At 58.8% G+C, this 15,858-nt stretch carries 16 protein-coding genes; 5 read left to right on the forward strand and 11 right to left on the reverse strand.

Translation table 11 applies throughout. The annotated features are described in order from the left end of the window. Nucleotides 1-95 precede the first annotated feature (95 nt). The 4 genes from H1B37_RS20680 to H1B37_RS20695 all read right to left on the reverse strand — a co-directional run bounded on the left by H1B37_RS20680 (nucleotide 96) and on the right by H1B37_RS20695 (nucleotide 5,354). Entirely contained in the window at nucleotides 96-1,586 is a 1,491-nt protein-coding gene (locus H1B37_RS20680; protein WP_182868547.1) for a hypothetical protein, read from the reverse strand. A gap of 11 nt (nucleotides 1,587-1,597) precedes the next feature. Further along, the gene (locus H1B37_RS20685) at nucleotides 1,598-4,087 is read right to left on the reverse strand and encodes a serine/threonine-protein kinase (protein ID WP_182868548.1); all 2,490 of its coding nucleotides are present in this window, start codon (nucleotides 4,085-4,087) and stop codon (nucleotides 1,598-1,600) included. Beyond that, nucleotides 4,084-4,716 carry a sigma-70 family RNA polymerase sigma factor gene (locus tag H1B37_RS20690; RefSeq protein WP_182868549.1) on the reverse strand — a complete coding sequence of 211 codons (633 nt, stop codon included), beginning with the start codon at nucleotides 4,714-4,716 and terminating at the stop codon, nucleotides 4,084-4,086. The genes H1B37_RS20685 and H1B37_RS20690 overlap by 4 nt, the downstream gene beginning before the upstream one ends. Before the next feature lie 212 nt (nucleotides 4,717-4,928). Then, entirely contained in the window at nucleotides 4,929-5,354 is a 426-nt protein-coding gene (locus H1B37_RS20695; RefSeq protein ID WP_182868550.1) for a hypothetical protein, read from the reverse strand. A gap of 236 nt (nucleotides 5,355-5,590) precedes the next feature. Here H1B37_RS20695 and H1B37_RS20700 point away from each other — a divergent pair, with 236 nt between their 5' ends. From H1B37_RS20700 to H1B37_RS20720, 5 genes are all read left to right on the forward strand, one after another. After that, complete coding sequence (locus tag H1B37_RS20700) at nucleotides 5,591-5,794, forward strand: CsbD family protein (protein ID WP_147870297.1); 204 nt, start codon at nucleotides 5,591-5,593, stop codon at nucleotides 5,792-5,794. Between the two features lie 87 nt (nucleotides 5,795-5,881). Continuing rightward, entirely contained in the window at nucleotides 5,882-6,469 is a 588-nt protein-coding gene (locus tag H1B37_RS20705; protein ID WP_182868551.1) for a PRC-barrel domain-containing protein, read from the forward strand. A 409-nt stretch (nucleotides 6,470-6,878) separates the two neighbouring features. Continuing rightward, the gene (locus H1B37_RS20710; RefSeq protein WP_182868552.1) at nucleotides 6,879-7,988 is read left to right on the forward strand and encodes a CNNM domain-containing protein; all 1,110 of its coding nucleotides are present in this window, start codon (nucleotides 6,879-6,881) and stop codon (nucleotides 7,986-7,988) included. 22 nt (nucleotides 7,989-8,010) lie between these two features. After that, the gene (locus H1B37_RS20715; RefSeq protein WP_353620875.1) at nucleotides 8,011-9,204 is read left to right on the forward strand and encodes a hypothetical protein; all 1,194 of its coding nucleotides are present in this window, start codon (nucleotides 8,011-8,013) and stop codon (nucleotides 9,202-9,204) included. A gap of 542 nt (nucleotides 9,205-9,746) precedes the next feature. Then, on the forward strand, nucleotides 9,747-10,349 hold the full coding sequence (locus H1B37_RS20720; protein ID WP_182868553.1) for a PIN domain-containing protein: 603 nt from the start codon (nucleotides 9,747-9,749) through the stop codon (nucleotides 10,347-10,349). Between the two features lie 39 nt (nucleotides 10,350-10,388). On the opposite strand, the gene H1B37_RS20725 is transcribed toward H1B37_RS20720, so the two are convergent. From H1B37_RS20725 to H1B37_RS20755, 7 genes are all read right to left on the reverse strand, one after another. After that, nucleotides 10,389-11,405 (reverse strand): acyl-CoA desaturase, encoded by a 1,017-nt coding sequence (locus tag H1B37_RS20725; RefSeq protein ID WP_182868554.1) that lies wholly within the window; start codon nucleotides 11,403-11,405, stop codon nucleotides 10,389-10,391. Nucleotides 11,406-11,735: 330 nt separating this feature from the next. Then, nucleotides 11,736-11,942, reverse strand: coding sequence for a small basic protein (locus tag H1B37_RS20730; protein ID WP_182868555.1), 207 nt, complete (start codon nucleotides 11,940-11,942; stop codon nucleotides 11,736-11,738). Between the two features lie 121 nt (nucleotides 11,943-12,063). Then, nucleotides 12,064-12,459, reverse strand: a complete 396-nt coding sequence (locus tag H1B37_RS20735; RefSeq protein WP_182868556.1) for an anti-sigma factor — start codon at nucleotides 12,457-12,459, stop codon at nucleotides 12,064-12,066. Between the two features lie 187 nt (nucleotides 12,460-12,646). Next, nucleotides 12,647-13,945 (reverse strand): beta-ketoacyl-[acyl-carrier-protein] synthase family protein, encoded by a 1,299-nt coding sequence (locus H1B37_RS20740; RefSeq protein WP_182868557.1) that lies wholly within the window; start codon nucleotides 13,943-13,945, stop codon nucleotides 12,647-12,649. Beyond that, nucleotides 13,935-14,477: a 3-hydroxyacyl-ACP dehydratase FabZ family protein gene (locus tag H1B37_RS20745; protein WP_182868558.1), complete on the reverse strand. Its 543-nt coding sequence runs from the start codon at nucleotides 14,475-14,477 to the stop codon at nucleotides 13,935-13,937. Before H1B37_RS20745 ends, H1B37_RS20740 begins: the two co-directional genes overlap by 11 nt. Next, entirely contained in the window at nucleotides 14,477-14,866 is a 390-nt protein-coding gene (locus H1B37_RS20750) for an acyl carrier protein (RefSeq protein ID WP_147870310.1), read from the reverse strand. Before H1B37_RS20750 ends, H1B37_RS20745 begins: the two co-directional genes overlap by 1 nt. Nucleotides 14,867-14,952: 86 nt before the next feature. After that, nucleotides 14,953-15,444: a 3-hydroxyacyl-ACP dehydratase FabZ family protein gene (locus H1B37_RS20755; protein WP_182868559.1), complete on the reverse strand. Its 492-nt coding sequence runs from the start codon at nucleotides 15,442-15,444 to the stop codon at nucleotides 14,953-14,955. Nucleotides 15,445-15,858: the final 414 nt, after the last annotated feature.

A 15,858-nucleotide genomic window follows, 5' to 3' on the forward strand; every position in this document is an offset into this window, starting at 1 on the left:
ATGGACTGGTCGAATGAAAGTTTTCCAATCCAAAAGACATGAGCCCTCGCGAATCGTCACGCAAGATCCCCCGAATCCTTTTTTGCGTTCAAGTTTCAATCGACCTTGGCATCTGATTCGGTGTTTTGAGCAGGCGGAGCCATTACGCTTTCGCTCCGCATCAAGTTGCGATCGACCCTCGGCAGTCGAGCCGGATCGATTTCAAAGCGGATCGCGAACTCACGTCCCACATCGTTGGCGGAATTAGGGCGATCGCGTGTTTGGTTGCCCGCGACATCAACATAGGCGTGGCTGGTTGTCGCATCGTGGCCCCGTGACCGTAACATCACTGCAATGTCGACCCATGCAGCGGGATCGTGTTCTGGCATTGGCGGATCGTCCGCAACCGAAACATCGTTGCTCTCGCCCGAATCCGTTTCTCGGTAACGCTGAAACTGCAAGCGGAACGGTGACAACAATGGCTCGACAAACGCCCCTTCGATGAGCAGTCGTTCATCAAAAAACAGGCCGGTCGATTCGGATGCTTCTGTGTCCACCTCGCGTTCTTCCTGGTCGTCGTCGGCCGCATCGGAGGTTGCGGTGTCTTCTCCCAAAGTCATCGGGTTGGCCTTCTGTGGCATTGGCAGCTCCATCAAGTCCTCGTCGTCTTCATCCTTGTCATCCAATTCCAGTCGGGGCCACGCAGCGTCGACGGTCCGGCCAAAATCGATTGGCTCGGCGGGCCTGAACGCAATCAGAGTCGACACCGATTCGGTGATCGTCGGATCCGGGGAAAGACTTTCTGCAGAATCGGTGCCAGGATGGCCGTCCGGCGGCTTTACAGGCGTAGGATCAACCGGCGGGGCACTCGCTTGGGGCGGTGGAGACGTTGCGACAGGAATCGGCTGAAGCGTTGCGGACCCGGCGCCGATGCCCGATGGCGGAAGCGGGGCGTTCAGACCGAACAGAAGCATCGATTCTGAGCTCGATATCGATGGCGAGACATTGAGCTGCGTTGGCCGGGCGGGATCCTCAACCACAAACGGGACCGCCATCAAAAACTGCTCGACTTGCCAGCTGCCGCTCGCGTAATCGCTGACCGCACCGATTCCTTGCAGTGCGTTCCCGACCAACGTGCCGTATTGTCGAAGAATGGGAAATCCATCAGAGAATATCGGCGGGCCCGCTGGACGAGCATTGTCACCAAAGTCCAAATCGAGGATCGCTTGAAACACCCCGCCGACATTCTTGTCGGAGACCGCAAAGTCCCGCACGTCACGGACAAAGACCTTTGCAGAATACAGTCCGCCCGTCACCGCTGATTCCACTGATCGACCATCGGGATCAAGGATCTCGACACGCAGCCGCACCGCGGCGTCGCTACCGAGCGTTCTCTCACCCGAGAGGGGTGCAGGGGCGTTGAGGTCGGATTCCAAATCGTCCTGCCGTTGACTTGAGAGGATGTCGATTTGCTTCAACAGGGCGGCCAAACCGCCGGGATCGCCTGGCCGGTCATCCAGTTCGGTGACCAGCGTCAGCGGGCCGTCGACAGCGAGGGCCAGGCGAGTCTCCAATCGTTCCAGCGTGAGTGTTCGTTTTTGGTTCACGGTTGCTGATCCTAGAGTTGGCTCTGCAGCGCGATACGTCCGCCGGTTCGCGCGAGATTTTTCCGCACCCCATCGAGTGCTGCCTGATACTGAGGTTCGTCCGGGCGGCGATGCACTAAGTTCTGCAGCAAGTCATGGGACCGCTGCAGTGCCGCCCGGGCATCGCGGTCGTGACCGTTGCGGTGCAAGCACCGTCCATAATTGTTGTAGGTGATCGCCAATTCCTCGGTGTAGCGAACCATCGTCGGCAACCGGTCGACCAAACTTCTGAACAGGACGATTGCATCTCGGTACGCCGCGATCGCCTCGTCGTTGCGATCGAGTCGAACGAGCAGGGATGCCTGGTTGTTCAGGTTGAGCGCGAGTGCACCGACGGCCTCGTGAGTGGCATTGGTGCCCAGGTCCTCATTTTCGGACAGAACGACCGATCGCAGCACGTGGATGGCCCGCAGGTTGTACCTCAGTGCCTCCGTCAAGTCCGTGTCTTGCACCAAATGGCCGAGATTGTTGAAGATCATCGCTGCGGTCAGCGCGTCGGCGGGATGGATCAGGTCGTGTTCGGGAAGCAATTCGCAAGCCAAGTGAAACTGTCGTTTCGCTTCTTCGGTGCGGTCAAGTGAGGTCAGCAGAAGCCCATAGTTGCCATGGACCGTGGCCAGCGTCCGCGTCCGATCGGCGTTGGCGGTTGCGATCGGCCGAAGCAGCTGGATCACGACGCGGTATTCGTTTTCGGCCGCGGCAAATTCCGCCAGTTCGGCCGACAGAACGGCGATACTGTTTCGACACAATGCGGCCCGGTATTGCACGGATTCCGATCGGCCATCTGATTCGAAATGCCCCAGCGCTCGTCGATAGACAGTTCGCGCCCGTCGGCTCGCACCGAGCTCCTCGATGATCTTTGCCGCCCGGTAGTGCGTCTCGGCCAACTGCAGCGGCGAATCAGACTTGGACTCAGCTTGCCTGACATCGTCTTCATAGTAGCGGAGCACGTCGCGGACCAAAGCCTCTCTAACGTGTTCCGCTCCGGCGACTCCGCGCAACTGCTCGGCCGCCATTAAACCGAAGCGATCAAGCACATCGCGCGTTCGACGCAGATGAGCTTCCGCACGGTCCCGGTTTTGATTGGCCACCGACAGATGGCGATCAGCGGCGTCGAGCGCACTTTGCAGCTCAGATCGTTGTCGCGCGAACAACAACGTTGCACCAACCAGGCCAACGAACAACACGCTGAATACCGCAGCCGACGCGGCGACGGCGCGACGATGCCGGAGCGTCCATTTTGTGATCCGCTCCAACGTGGAAGGGCGTCGGGCGAGAATCGGAAGACCGTTCGAGGCTCGACGCAAATCGGCCGATAATTCGGCGGCCGATTGATACCGATCGGCCGCATCGGGCGCGATCGCTTTCATCACGACGGTTTCGATGTCCCGAGAGATGCCAGGGTTGTGCCTCCGGATCAATCGCGATTGGATGCAAAAAGCCGTCCGTTCCGAGTCAATCGACACCGTCGCCGAAACCGAGCTTTTCTGCCGGCCATGTTTTCCGGTCAGTAATTCAAACAGCGTCATTCCCAAGGCGAAGATGTCGCTGCGGTGATCGACCAACGCGGGGTTCCCGCTCGCCTGTTCAGGACTCATATAGCGACGCGTTCCGACGATCACACCGGGTTGCGTGATGCGATCAGCGTGTCGACAGCGAGCCAACCCAAAATCAGAGACCCACAGTTTATTGTTGCGGTCGATGATCAAATTCGACGGCTTGATGTCACGGTGGATCACGCCGTGCTGGTGCGCGTATTCGATCGCGTCTGCCGCTTGAATCATCCACTCGATCGCTTGCATCACGTCCGGTTCGTCGGCCTGCCACACTTCACCTTTCTGGTCCAGCGAATGGCCATCGATCAACGGCATGCTGTAGCAGTGCACACCATCTTCCAAGCCGACCGAGTAGATCGGGACGATGTGAGGATGGTGGAGTTGGCCCGCCGCCTGGGCCTCCAGCATGAAGCGGGCAATCTGCTGTTGGTCCAAGACGACCGAAACCGGCAGCACTTTCAATGCGACGATTCTGTCAAGCGACCGCTGACGAGCCTCGTAAACAATCCCCATTCCCCCGCGACCGACTTCGCATAGGATTTCATAATCGCCGAGTGTTTTGGAGACCAAGTTTTCCCACGGCCCCGATTCGAAGCCCGCTGTCTGACCGGCCGTCTGATCGTCTACAAACCCGTGCAGTGCATCAATGCTGCCGATCAGTCCTGGAAGCTTTTGTTCGAGTTCTAATTCAGGAAAACGCGCGCACTGCTCGGCGATGAAGGAGGATTGAACCACCGGACCGATTGACCGACGCTCCAGATACCAATCCAAGACGCCCACCAATGCTTCATCGGCTTCGGTCAGCCCGGATCGTGATTCGAGTTTCCGCTGACGCCGCACGATCATTTGCACCTGTGCGGTTGAATCCTGTGCGTCTGGATTTCGTGCAGCTGAATCTTGGTTCATAGACCGTCTCCGTTGCCCAATCGGTCCCGCAGCGCCTCGATGGCCCGTAACCATAACATTCGCGTCGCACCGTGCGAGCGTTGCATCCGTGCGGCAACCTCCTTGAATCCCAAACCCTCGACGCTGCGCAACATCAACACCTCCCGATAGTCGTCGGAAAGTTCCGCCAGCGCGTTGGCGACATGGACGCTGCGATCATGGCGCTGGAGCTGTGCCGACGGAGAGGGGGAACCGGCCTGAAAGACAGTTTCCAATCGAATCGAAGATCGGTCCAGCGATTTCCCGATCGCTTCGATCGAGACCTCTTTGCGGACATCGCGAACCTGTGACTGGACGTGTTGCTGGACCAGGTATTGAATTCGACGCGTTAGAATGGAACGCAGCCAGGCCACAAACTCGCCGCCGGTCGTTCCACGAAAGTTTTCAAAGCCGCGATGGGCATTCAAGAACGTTTCTTGTGCGATATCCGAAGCGCTGGCCCGCACGCGAAGCCGGGATCGCACCTGTGACGCGGCGAGCAGTTTGATGTAGTTCTGGTACATCCCGAACAACGTGCTCAACGCGCACGCGTCTCCCGACTTGGCCGAAGCAAGGAGGGCGTCCACATCAGTCGCGTTGCCAGATTCCATCAATCGCACGGCAGTAGTTCATGAAACGCTTATCTTTCCAAGACGAGCGAGGGGTACCCATCGTAAAACAGACATGGGTGACGCGACTTTGTCACGCTCGGGATCGACAATTCTTTTGAATTTGCGACTTCATCGTGCTGCTGCCGCTACTTTGGGCCAGAGACGCTGCCCCACAAGGTGGTGCGGTTCATCCACCGCGGATTGGCACCGGGTCACTCGTCCGGTTCAAGATCGTCGACCGAGAGGACAGATTCGACACGATAAAAATAGGGTTCGACGATTCGTCCTGTGGTCCGACTCACAGACGGCGTTTCATCGATTCGCACCATCGGTTGGTCGCCACGGGACATCCAGATTTCGCGTGTCGTAAAACGTGCGATCGAATAGGTCCAGGGGGACTGACCATCGACGTCCCTGGCTTCGATCAACAAGAACACCTCTGGATCAGTCCCTGAGGAAGAAACGTAGGCGAAAAGTGCCGAGTCCAGGAGGAAGTCCAACTCCCGCGTTTTCGCGCGATACGTTTTCTGTAGCCTTCGATTCTCATCGATCGCGTTTCCCTGGGACCAAGACAGACGCGGAGCAAGAGACAGCAGCACCAGAGTGCTGGTGATCAACGGAAAAGCAAATCTCTTCACGACGCCACTCCTGGCCGGATGCCGACGGCTTACCAAAGACGATGTGTCTAATTTAACTTCACAGGCGTGTCCGGGCAACTCGTGGGCGGTTGACTTGTACACGATTGATCCGCGCTGTCGACGCCGGTGGCAAAAGATCTGCCGGCGCGTTGGCACGAGGAATGCATCCCCTGTGGCCATCGCGCAGTTCAATGCGAGCTGCCAATCACACTTCCAGCACAAAGGGGATTTCACTGATGAACTGGGACACCATCGAAGGCAAATGGAAACAAGCGAAAGGCCAAGCCAAACAAAAGTGGGGCAAATTGACCGATGACGAACTCGACCAAATCGATGGCAAACGCGATCAATTGGTCGGGAGGATTCAGGAGAAGTATGGGATGGCCCGCGATGCAGCGGAGGCCGAAGTGGAACAATTCGAACGGTCGTGCAACTGCTGATCATCAATCGTCCGCGGTGGTCGCGTGACTGCCAGCGAATCGTCCCTTTTGCGAATCGTCCGATAAAAAATTTTGAGGTGTAGAGAGATGAGAAATACAATCAAGAATGCGTTGACCGTCTTCGGGATTGTCGCCTTGCTGGTTACTCCCGCCATCGCGCAGGACGCGAACACAAAGGACCGGGTGCAACGCAAGGCCCAGAGAGGCAGTTCGGTTGGGCAGCTCGATCAAAAGACGAAAGGTGCCACGGTCCGAGCGAGTCAATTGTTGGGCCTGAACGTCTACGATGCCGAAGGCGAAGGTATTGCCGAAATCAAGGACATCGTCCTGGACGCCAACTCCGGGCGGGTGCTTTATGCCGCAGTCACCTACGGCGGCATCTTCGGGTTGGGCGACAAATTGTTCGCCGTGCCGTTCAAAGCATTTCATGTCAAGCAGGAACGCGACAATCCAGACGACATCTACTTGACGTTGAACGTGACTGAAAAACAGCTCGACGGTGCCCAGGGATTTGACCAAGACAATTGGCCGAACTTCGCCGACGAAAACTTCGTTTCCGAGTTGAATCAGCGTTACAAGGTCAAGGCGGATCGCCAGAACCGAAGCCTGCGCGAACGCCTGGAAAACCGCGATAACCGCGTCGAAGAGGTCGAGATTGACATTGAACGTGAGTAAATCGTCTCACGAGCAAGCAACCGCTTTCCTTCATCGCGCGCGAGTCAGATCTACCTGGCTCGTGCGTCTTTTGATTGACACGTGCAAACGCACGAAGCTCTTCGTGATCGCTGGGGGTTGAATGTCGAACAGCCAGCTTCCGGTTCGGCGGCATTGATCACGGATGGCGTGATGGTCCCCGAGCGTCCACCCTGGTCGCTTGCCGGCCTTCTGGGCGGTTCGCCAGCATCGCAATTTTCTACACAGACACGTCAATCAGCCAGTCTCGGTGGCGTCGGTTGGCGCTGGCGTCGATTCTGCCGACGCCCCATCGAAAACGGCTCAGCCGCCGCGTGCATTGGCATATGACGTGCGACAGTCGCAGGGGCTAGTTCGCCTCCATCACTCCAGCCGCCGTCGGGACGACACTGTGGACTACGTACTACTCGCCATCTTTCTAGCCCTTGCGATCGGAGTGTCATTCCTGTGCTCGATTGCCGAAGCAGTCCTTCTCTCGATCACCCCCAGCTTCATTGCCGAGCGGCGGACGGAGAAGACCAAATCGGCGTTGCGGATCATTCGTTTAAAGGAGGACATCGACCGTCCGTTGGCAGCGATCCTTAGCTTGAACACGATCGCCCACACGGTCGGGGCGGCGGGCGTCGGTGCCCAGGCGGCCAAGATGTTCGGCGACCAATATGTCGGTGTGATCAGCGCGGTGTTGACGCTGCTGATCCTGGTGCTCAGCGAGATCATCCCGAAAACGATCGGGGCGTTGCATTGGCGAAAACTGGCCGGGGCCATTGCGATCGCCGTCCAGGGGTTGATTGTGATGATGCTGCCGCTGGTCTGGCTCTCGGAATTCTTGACTCAGCGGCTCGGCGGGGACAAGAAACAGCGACTTGTCACCCGTTCAGAAATTGCGGCCGTTGCAGAATTGGGGACCAACGAAGGATTACTCCAGAAGCATGAGTCGCGGATCTTGCGAAACCTGTTGACGCTGGAGTCGATCCGGGTGGAGGACATCATGACACCGGGGACGGTGGTGATTTCATTGGAACAATCCCAACGACTGGCCGACGTGGCCGACACGATTGCCGGCATGCCGGTTTCGCGTGTGCCCCTGTTCCGTGAGCACCGGGATGTGGTCACCGGATTCGTGATCCGCAGCGATTTGTTAACGGCGATTGCGTCGGGTGAAGCAGAAAAGCCACTGGGAGAGTTTTCCAGGCCGATCCTGGCGGTCCATGAAGACGATGGCATCACGTCCGTGTTTGATGACCTGTTGGATTCTCGTGCCCACATCGCAATGGTGGTCGACCAATTCGGCGGGTTCGAAGGGATTGTTACCTTAGAAGATGTTTTGGAGACACTACTGGGGCTGGAAATTGTTGACGAACACGACAAGGCGGTCGACATGCAAGCCTTGGCACGGAAGCGTTGGCAGTCGCGTCTGGAGCGCCAAGGCATCCAAACCCCGTCACGAAGTGACACGGCGGTGATGCAACGAGCGGCCGGCGAGAACCTATCGTGCAACTGAAATCAATCACGGAGTGGAGTGCGTGCAAGCCAACCAGTTGATCGAGATCGGAATCATCGTCGCCGGGCCAATGGATTCGATTGACCGCCAGGCGATTTCCCTCGCGATCGGACAGGTGGGTGACTCTTTTAGTGAGCAATTCCCGGAGTTCGACTTGAGGATGTTGCGCGCCCGCCGGCCGGAGCTAATCGGGGACGGTCGTGCCCAGCCGAGTGAGCTGTTACAGCAGGCCGCCGAGGACCGAGACATTCATCATTGGGACTTCGCTTTCATCTTGACCGCAGCCGAGTTGGCGGGCGTTTACTCTCCGTTTTGTTACGCCGCCCTCAGCAGGCCACTCGACGCCGCTGTCTTCTCACTCTCGTTGATCGATCCCCAGGCCAGTGGCGATGCCGATCAGGAGGTTCGCATCGAACGCATCGCGCGTCGACTCAGTCGCCTGATGCTGCACGCGATCGGGCATTTAACCGGGCTGAATCGTTCCTCCGAGCCCGGCAACCTGCTGTTCCATCCCGCGACGGTCGATGAACTCGATGCGATGCAGCACTTTGATGAAGAGCAAACCGAACGCCAACGGGCGGCGCTGGCGGAGATCGCCGACGCGCGGCTGGAGGAATCGTCGGGGCGTCGCAAAAGTTACCCCGTGTTCGCGATCAACGCCGCCTGGATCAATCGACGCGAGATCGTCGATGCCGTTTTGGGAGCCAGGCCCTGGGAATTTCCTCGGCGGCTGAGCGGTCTGACCATCGCCTCGGTCTCGACCGTGCTGATCTTGTTCATGACCGCCGAAGCCTGGGACCTGGGCCTGTCGCAAGCCCCCGCGAGTGTCTTGCTGTTGATCGCGCTGAGCTTGTGCACCACCACCGGCTATGTGATTCGACGCCAACAATTGCTCGTCCGCAGGGGGCGTGGACGCAGCGAGCAAACCGTCGTGACGTCCGTTTCCGCGGTGGCGATCGTTTTCTTAGGAATGTCGGTCACGTGGATCGCATTGATGTCGATCGGGTTTTGTGCCGGTTCGTTGTTTTTCACTCCCGAACTTGTGGTGAACTGGGCCAGCTCATCGTCGCTAGAGCCGGGAAACCTCGGGCTGCAGACGACGGCGCGCATGAGTTCCTTTTCAGCTTCGGTCGCCCTGATGATCGGCGCGCTCGGGGCGAGTTTTGAATCGCAATACCACTTCCGCCACATCATTTATGTCGATGAAGAGGTTTAGGTGTTGGTGTCTAGCTGGACAGCGCCACTTTGCGGCGACTTGCTCAAAAAATGCTAGAAACACCGTGGTAGATGGGATGAGTTTCACGCCAGTCGTACTCGTACTCAACAACGTGGTACTCGTACTCCTAATCGATAGCTCGTGGGAAACTTGCGGATCGAGTAGGAGTACGAGTGCCGACGAAACGTCTGAGTACGAGTACGATCAACTCTAACCCGCAAATCCTGGTGTTTCTGATTCAAAGTGGCGCTGTCCAGCTAGCCTTTAGGCGATTCCCCTTAGCAACTCCGCAGCGAAGGGGAGCGGCTAAAGCCTGGACACCAGCGCCGCCCGAATCTAACGGTCGAACGCTTTGCGCCACACAAGACACGCAGTGCACGCGCCGATTGGTCGATCAATTGCTTCATTGACCGACCACCCCGGCAGATTTGACCAAGGCTTGTCAGAAGCCCGTTGCCGAGGGGGACGTCGATATACTTCTCGCCGGCAACCCGTCGACATGTCACGTCCCCCTATCAAAAGCGACCTTTTCACGCGATCTGATGCGACCCCACTACGTCTTTATCGACCTGGAAAATGTTCTTCACGACTGCACCCCGCAGCTCGTTGAAAAGCCCACTAAGATCCTTGTCTTTGTCGGCGCGAAACAAAGCAAGCTTCCTGTCGAAACGGTAGAAGCCTTGCTACGGTTCGGCAGCCAGGTCGAACTCATCACCATCTCCGACAGCGGCCCCAACGCGTTGGACTTTCACATCGCGTATTACCTGGGCAAACTTTCAAAGTCTGCCCCGTCGGCCGTGTTCCAGATTATTTCCAATGATAAGGGCTTTGACCCGTTGATCAAACATCTGAAATCGCAAGGCATCAACGCCGACAGGATCAAATCGACGAAGGCCGCACGGCCGGGCCCGGCCAACAAGAAGGGTGCACTGGCCAAACGGCTTGAAGAGGCGATTGAACGTCTGCAGCGCACCAAGATGTCCAAGCCACGGAAGGTCAAGACGCTTCACAGCACGCTCGCGTCGTGGTTTAGCAACAAGTTAACGGACAAGGACATTCAATTGGTCATCGACCAATTGGTCGCCAAGAAGCACGTCACCATTTCCGGGGCACAGGTCAGCTACTCCCTGCCAAAGACCAAGTGATCGATGGGCAAGAGATCGGCCGATCCAATGGCCGACGGTCTACTTCGTCATCGATTTGGGACGCACGACGTCCGTGGCCAAGCCGATCATTTCCAGCAGTCGGATCACCCGCCACGACATGTCGAATTCCCACCAGCGGTGACCATGGGCGGCGGCCCGCGGTTCGGCGTGGTGATTGTTGTGCCAGCCTTCGCCGTGACTGAACAATGCGACCAGCCAATTGTTGCGGCTGTGGTCGCGGGTTTCGTAATTGCGATACCCGAACGCGTGGGCGACCGAGTTGACCGCCCAGGTGCCGTGCAGCACAAACACGGTGCGCACCGCAACGCCCCAGACGTAATAGCTGGCAGCATACTTGAGCGCCCCGGCGCCACCATCGACGAAGTATCCGACCAGGGCACCCACAAGCGTCAGCACGACGGCGTGGCCCAGGAAAACGAAGAACCAACCGCCTCGGCGTTCTAGTTGTAAGTAAAACGGGTCGCGGAGCAGGTCGCGGACATAGCGTTCGTAATGGGACGTCCGGTCCAGATCCCGGTTGCGAACGACCACCCAGCCCATGTGTCCCCACAGGAAACTGACCAGCGGCGAATGGGGGTCGGGCTGGTCGTCGCTGTGCTGGTGGTGCATGCGGTGGATCGCCACCCACCGCGCCGGGGAATCTTGCAGATTACACATCCCCAAAATCGCCAGTCCATGTTCCAGCCATTTCGGGCACTTGAAGCCGCGATGGGTCAGCAGCCGATGGTAGCCGATCGTGATTCCCATCATGCCGAACACGAAGTGCCCGGCGATCGCAATCACCAGGCCCGACCAGGTAAACAGCCAGGGCACAAAGGCAAGCAAGGCGATCAGGTGCACGGCCGCGAGCACGGCGACGTATTCCCATAGGATCCGTGTCGGCCGCGTTTGCTCGGGGTGTGGCAGACGCTGGGGGTCGATCGCAGCCGCATGATCGCTGATCGTATCAGCAACCGCGGCGGTTTCGGTGGTCGATTTCACCTCGGCGGAATCGGACTCCGCCGAAGACGTTGAGGTTGCGTCGGCAGTGGACATCGGTAGGGACCGGGTTTGGGAAAGGTGGCGGTGAACCGACTGGGCCGGCCACCGGCATGCCCGAACAGACCCTGCACGCCGCTGGAGGGCGATGCGGCCGATCAAACATTCCCAGGGATACGACGCGATCTGCCGAAGACGTCGACCGATCGCAGCGTGGGATGTTGGGGCAAGCGTTATCTCTAACGCGTAGTTGTACGCCAGAGACGCGCCGCTCCGGCAGGGCAAACCGCGAAGAAAAAAGCCGTGGGCGAAAGAATTCGCTCACGGCCTGTTCGTTCGTGCGTCGACGCACATTCGGGGCTGCAAAGGCGTGCCAGATCAACTCGACTATTTTTTGTCGTCGTCGGCCTTCTTGACCTTCTTCTTCTTCTTCAGCGAGACCTTCATCACACGCACCTTGGGCATCCCCAGGATCGATTCGTCTTCGTTGAATTTTTCTAGGCGTTGCAACTGGGCGATCCGCTCGGCTCGGGTCAGCACGTTCCGCGCTTTGATCGCCCCAGCTTTTACCTTCAGGCTGCGATCGAGCGTCATGGTAGCTTCCTCGGGGGAGGGAAAGAGGGGTGTTGAAGTTGTTTCGAGCCGCGAAGGGTAATGCCTGCGGCCGGAATCCGCAAGGTTGAGCAGGGATTTTTTCGTTCCCGACCAGGCGGGCTCACTGGTTCAAGTACCCGGCACTGGTCTGAAAGTACTTCCGCCGCCGCACCAGGCTCCGATCGGCGTCCGACGCGGCGATCAGATCCGCCAGATTCGCTTGGCAATAACGGCACTGGACCGTCTCCAGATGGAAACGAATGTAGCCGGATTGCTCCTCGGGAAGCGTTTCCAACAGGTACTGCCCCAGATCCTCGCGTGAGGGGCATGACAATCGCCCGCGCCGCCAGATCGCCCCCAAGGTGTGCAGCCCCGCCGTTTCGCGGCCACGCACGGCGATCAACCGCTCCCGCAGCTCGGCGTCGTCGCGCAGCTGCTGCTCCAGTTCCGTGGCCCGTTCGTCGGAAAGCGCTTCATCCAGAAAGGCGACCAATTCGGCGTCGGTGAAGTCGGGCATCGGACAGGTGCGGGACGGAGTTGTGGAGCGCAGTAATCCGCCACAGCTTGAGGTTCGGGTAGCGGAACTCGCCAAGAGTTTCGCACGGGCGCGACAACGTCGCACCGATGGACCGAAAGCAGGGGAACCGAAAGCCTTGGCGGCTTCCGCTACGACAGGAACCGGAACGTCTAACGCTGACAGAGCCCTAGACGTCGCGGCTGAGGCACAGCGTAACGTTCTGGCCCCCAAAGCCGAAGCTGTTGTTCAGGGCGTACTTCACGTCAGCCGGACGCGCTTCGTTGGGGACGTAGTCCAGGTCGCACGCCGGGTCGGGGTTTTCGTAATTGATCGTCGGCGGCAGGACTGAATCTCGCATCGCCAACAAACAAACGATCATCTCCGTCACTCCGGCGGCGGCGATCAGGTGCCCCATCATGCTCTTCGTGCTGCTGACGGGAACCTTGGCCGCATGCTCGCCAAAAACTTCATGACAGGCCAGCGACTCGACTTTATCGTTGACCGTGGTGCTGGTCCCGTGGGCGTTGACATAGCAGATGTCGGCGGGTTTCAGCCCCGCGTCGGCGATGGCCATCCGCATCGCGGCGATTCCGCCGTGTCCGTCGGGAGGAATGTCGGTGATGCGATAGGCGTCCGCGGTCGTCCCGTAGCCGGCAATTTCGCCGTAGATCGTCGCGCCGCGTGCTTTGGCGCGATCCAGGTCTTCCAGGATCACCATCGCCGCCCCCTCACCGAGCACGAAACCGTTGCGAAGCCGGTCAAACGGTCGGCTGGCTTTGGTCGGCTCGTCGTTACTTTCGCTCAGCGCGGTCAGCAGGTTGAACCCGGTCACGCCGAACGGGTGGATCATGCTGTGCGTTCCGCCGGCCAACATCACATCGGCGTCACCGCGGCGGATCATCTCGGTCGCTTCACCGACCGCTTGGCTGCTGGCCGCACAGGCGGTCAAGCAGTTCATGTTGGGGCCTTGGGCGTTCAATAGCGTCGCCAGGTGCGCCGCCGGCATGTTCGGTTCCTGTTCCAGCTCGCTGGCCGGGTTGAGCAATTCCAATCCCCGGGCGATGAACTTGGACGAATCAAATTCGCCGCCCGCGAGCGCCGCGGCCATCATTTGACTGAACGTGTTGAAGTCCTGGTTGCCTTCGCCGCTGCCCAGGTACACGCCGAACCGCGTGGGGTCGGTGATCGAGTCGACCACACCGCTGTCGGCGACGGCTTGTCGGGCCGCGCCGATGGCGAATTTTGTGTGCCGGCCGAGAGTTTCGGGGCGACCGGGTGGCAGGTCTTCTTCGGCCAGTTCCCAATCCTTGACTTCGGCACTGATCTTGGTCGGAAAACCGCTGGCGTCGAACAGGGTCGTGTAAGCGACGCCGCTCTTGCCCGCCTGGAGCCCCGCCCAAACCGTGTCCACGTCGTGGCCCATCGGGTTGACCATTCCGATCCCGGTAACGACGACGCGACGGCGCTGTTGCTGATCACCCTGCATGCTGACTTCTCGGCGCTGATGGCGAATTGAGTTTTTCGTAAGTCGGGAATCGATTTCCGTTGGCATCGACCGCCACCGAAAAGAACTTCATGATCCGCAGCATTCCCTTCAGGTCGTCCGGTTCGAACAACGGACCGTCGACCAAGTAGCCGTCTTCGAGAAACGCGAACATCAACTCGATCTCCGCTTGAATCTCCCCGTCACAGCGGCTGGTGCTGGTGACGGTCCCGCCGTTTTCCTGAACGGCGTCCAGGTGCACTTCGTAATTCAACGTGGTTCCGTTGAGTGCCGGTGCGTAGAACTTTGCCCGCCCGACCTTGGCCAGGACGACGCGTTTGTCAAACAAAAAGTGCTCCGCCACCAGGATCCCCCCCAGCTGCGCCATCCCCTCGATGATCAGGGTCGGCGGCAGGAACGGGAATCCGGGACAGTAATTGTCGACGACTTCCTCGTCCAAGGACACGTTTTTGATGCCCTTGGCATGGGAGCCCGAGACAAACTCGGTGAAACGATCGACCCATAACCAGCGCATCAGTCGTTGACCTTCGCACCGACGTAACGGCACAGATCGCCCACGGTCAACAGGTTGCCGAAGTTCTGCACCTTGGGGTCGGCTTCGAACTCGCTCAAGTCGGCCCAGGGCATGCGTTTTTTCAGCTCGGCCAGTCCGTCGGCGGTGACCACGCCGTCTTGGACGTATTGGCTGTTGGTCAGAATGTCTTCGGGCGAAAGTTCTTCGCGAGGGATCTGGATATCGAATGCCTTTTCCAACTTGAACACGATGTCCAAGAAGTCGATCGACTCGGCGCCCAGGTCACCGACCAGGGTCGCTTCCATCGTGACCTCGTCGTCGTCCACGCCCAGCGCGTCTTCGAGAGCCGATTGGACCTTTGCAAAAATTTCGTCGTCTGTCAGAGCCATCTCGTGGTTTTCCTTTGCTAATGCCATTTCCGCAAGGCTCGACCGACGGTTCAGTCCGCCGGTAAAAACTAGCCTTGCAGATCAAACTAGGTGGTTGAAGTGGGACTGAACGAAACGTCCCCGAATAACTGTTTGAATTGTTTTTTTGCCCGCCGAATGACGTCCGCGTCTGTACCAGTCTCCGGCGGCTCGTTGCTACCCGAACGTTCCAAAATCAGCCGCGCCGCGACGGTCACCCGCCCCTGTTTCTCCGCCGTCGCTTTGACGGTGATCAATCCGTCATTCTCCTTGACACGCTCGGCGGTGACCAACAGCGTCTCGCCCGGAGACAAAAAGTCGCCGAATTTCACGTTGCGGACCTCTCGCAACAGCACCAGGGGGGACGCAAAGTCGTCACCGACACGAATCATCCAAATCGCCGCCTGATGCAGGGCTTCCAGCATCATCACGCCCGGCATCACGGGAAATCGCGGAAAGTGATCCTTCAGGTATTCCTCGTCCGCCCGCAACGTGCGCTCGGCCACAATCCGTTGTCCGGGATCCAGGCTGACGATTCGGTCCAGTTGGCGGTACTTCATGAAACGGCGAGGATGAACCAAATATTCAGGGAGACTAAGATCGAGAGGGCCGGCATCGCGCCGTCGTGCCCCCATTCAAACGCCCGGATGCGCGCCTGGACTCTCTCCAGCCATCGGCTACCGAGCCCTCCACGCTTGAGCCTGGAATCGGGATCGGCACCGGTAATGTCAGCCGATTCGGAAAACTCGACGTTTTCCTCCGCCACAAAATAGTGATCTGGGCAATTTCGCTCAACCACAGCACCGGGAACTGGTTGGCTGGGAGCTGGGAGCTGGGAGCTGGGAGCTGGGAGCTGGGAGCTGGGAGCTGGGAGCTGGGAGCTGGGAGCTGGGAGCTGGGAGCTGGGGGACGCATAGGTCCTATCTGGCCCATTGGTCCTATTTCCCCCAGCTGGCCGTCGCCCGGTTTACCCT

Origin of the sequence: Stieleria mannarensis, from assembly GCF_014154935.1 — a bacterium.
In the GTDB taxonomy this organism is placed as follows: domain Bacteria; phylum Planctomycetota; class Planctomycetia; order Pirellulales; family Pirellulaceae; genus Stieleria; species Stieleria mannarensis.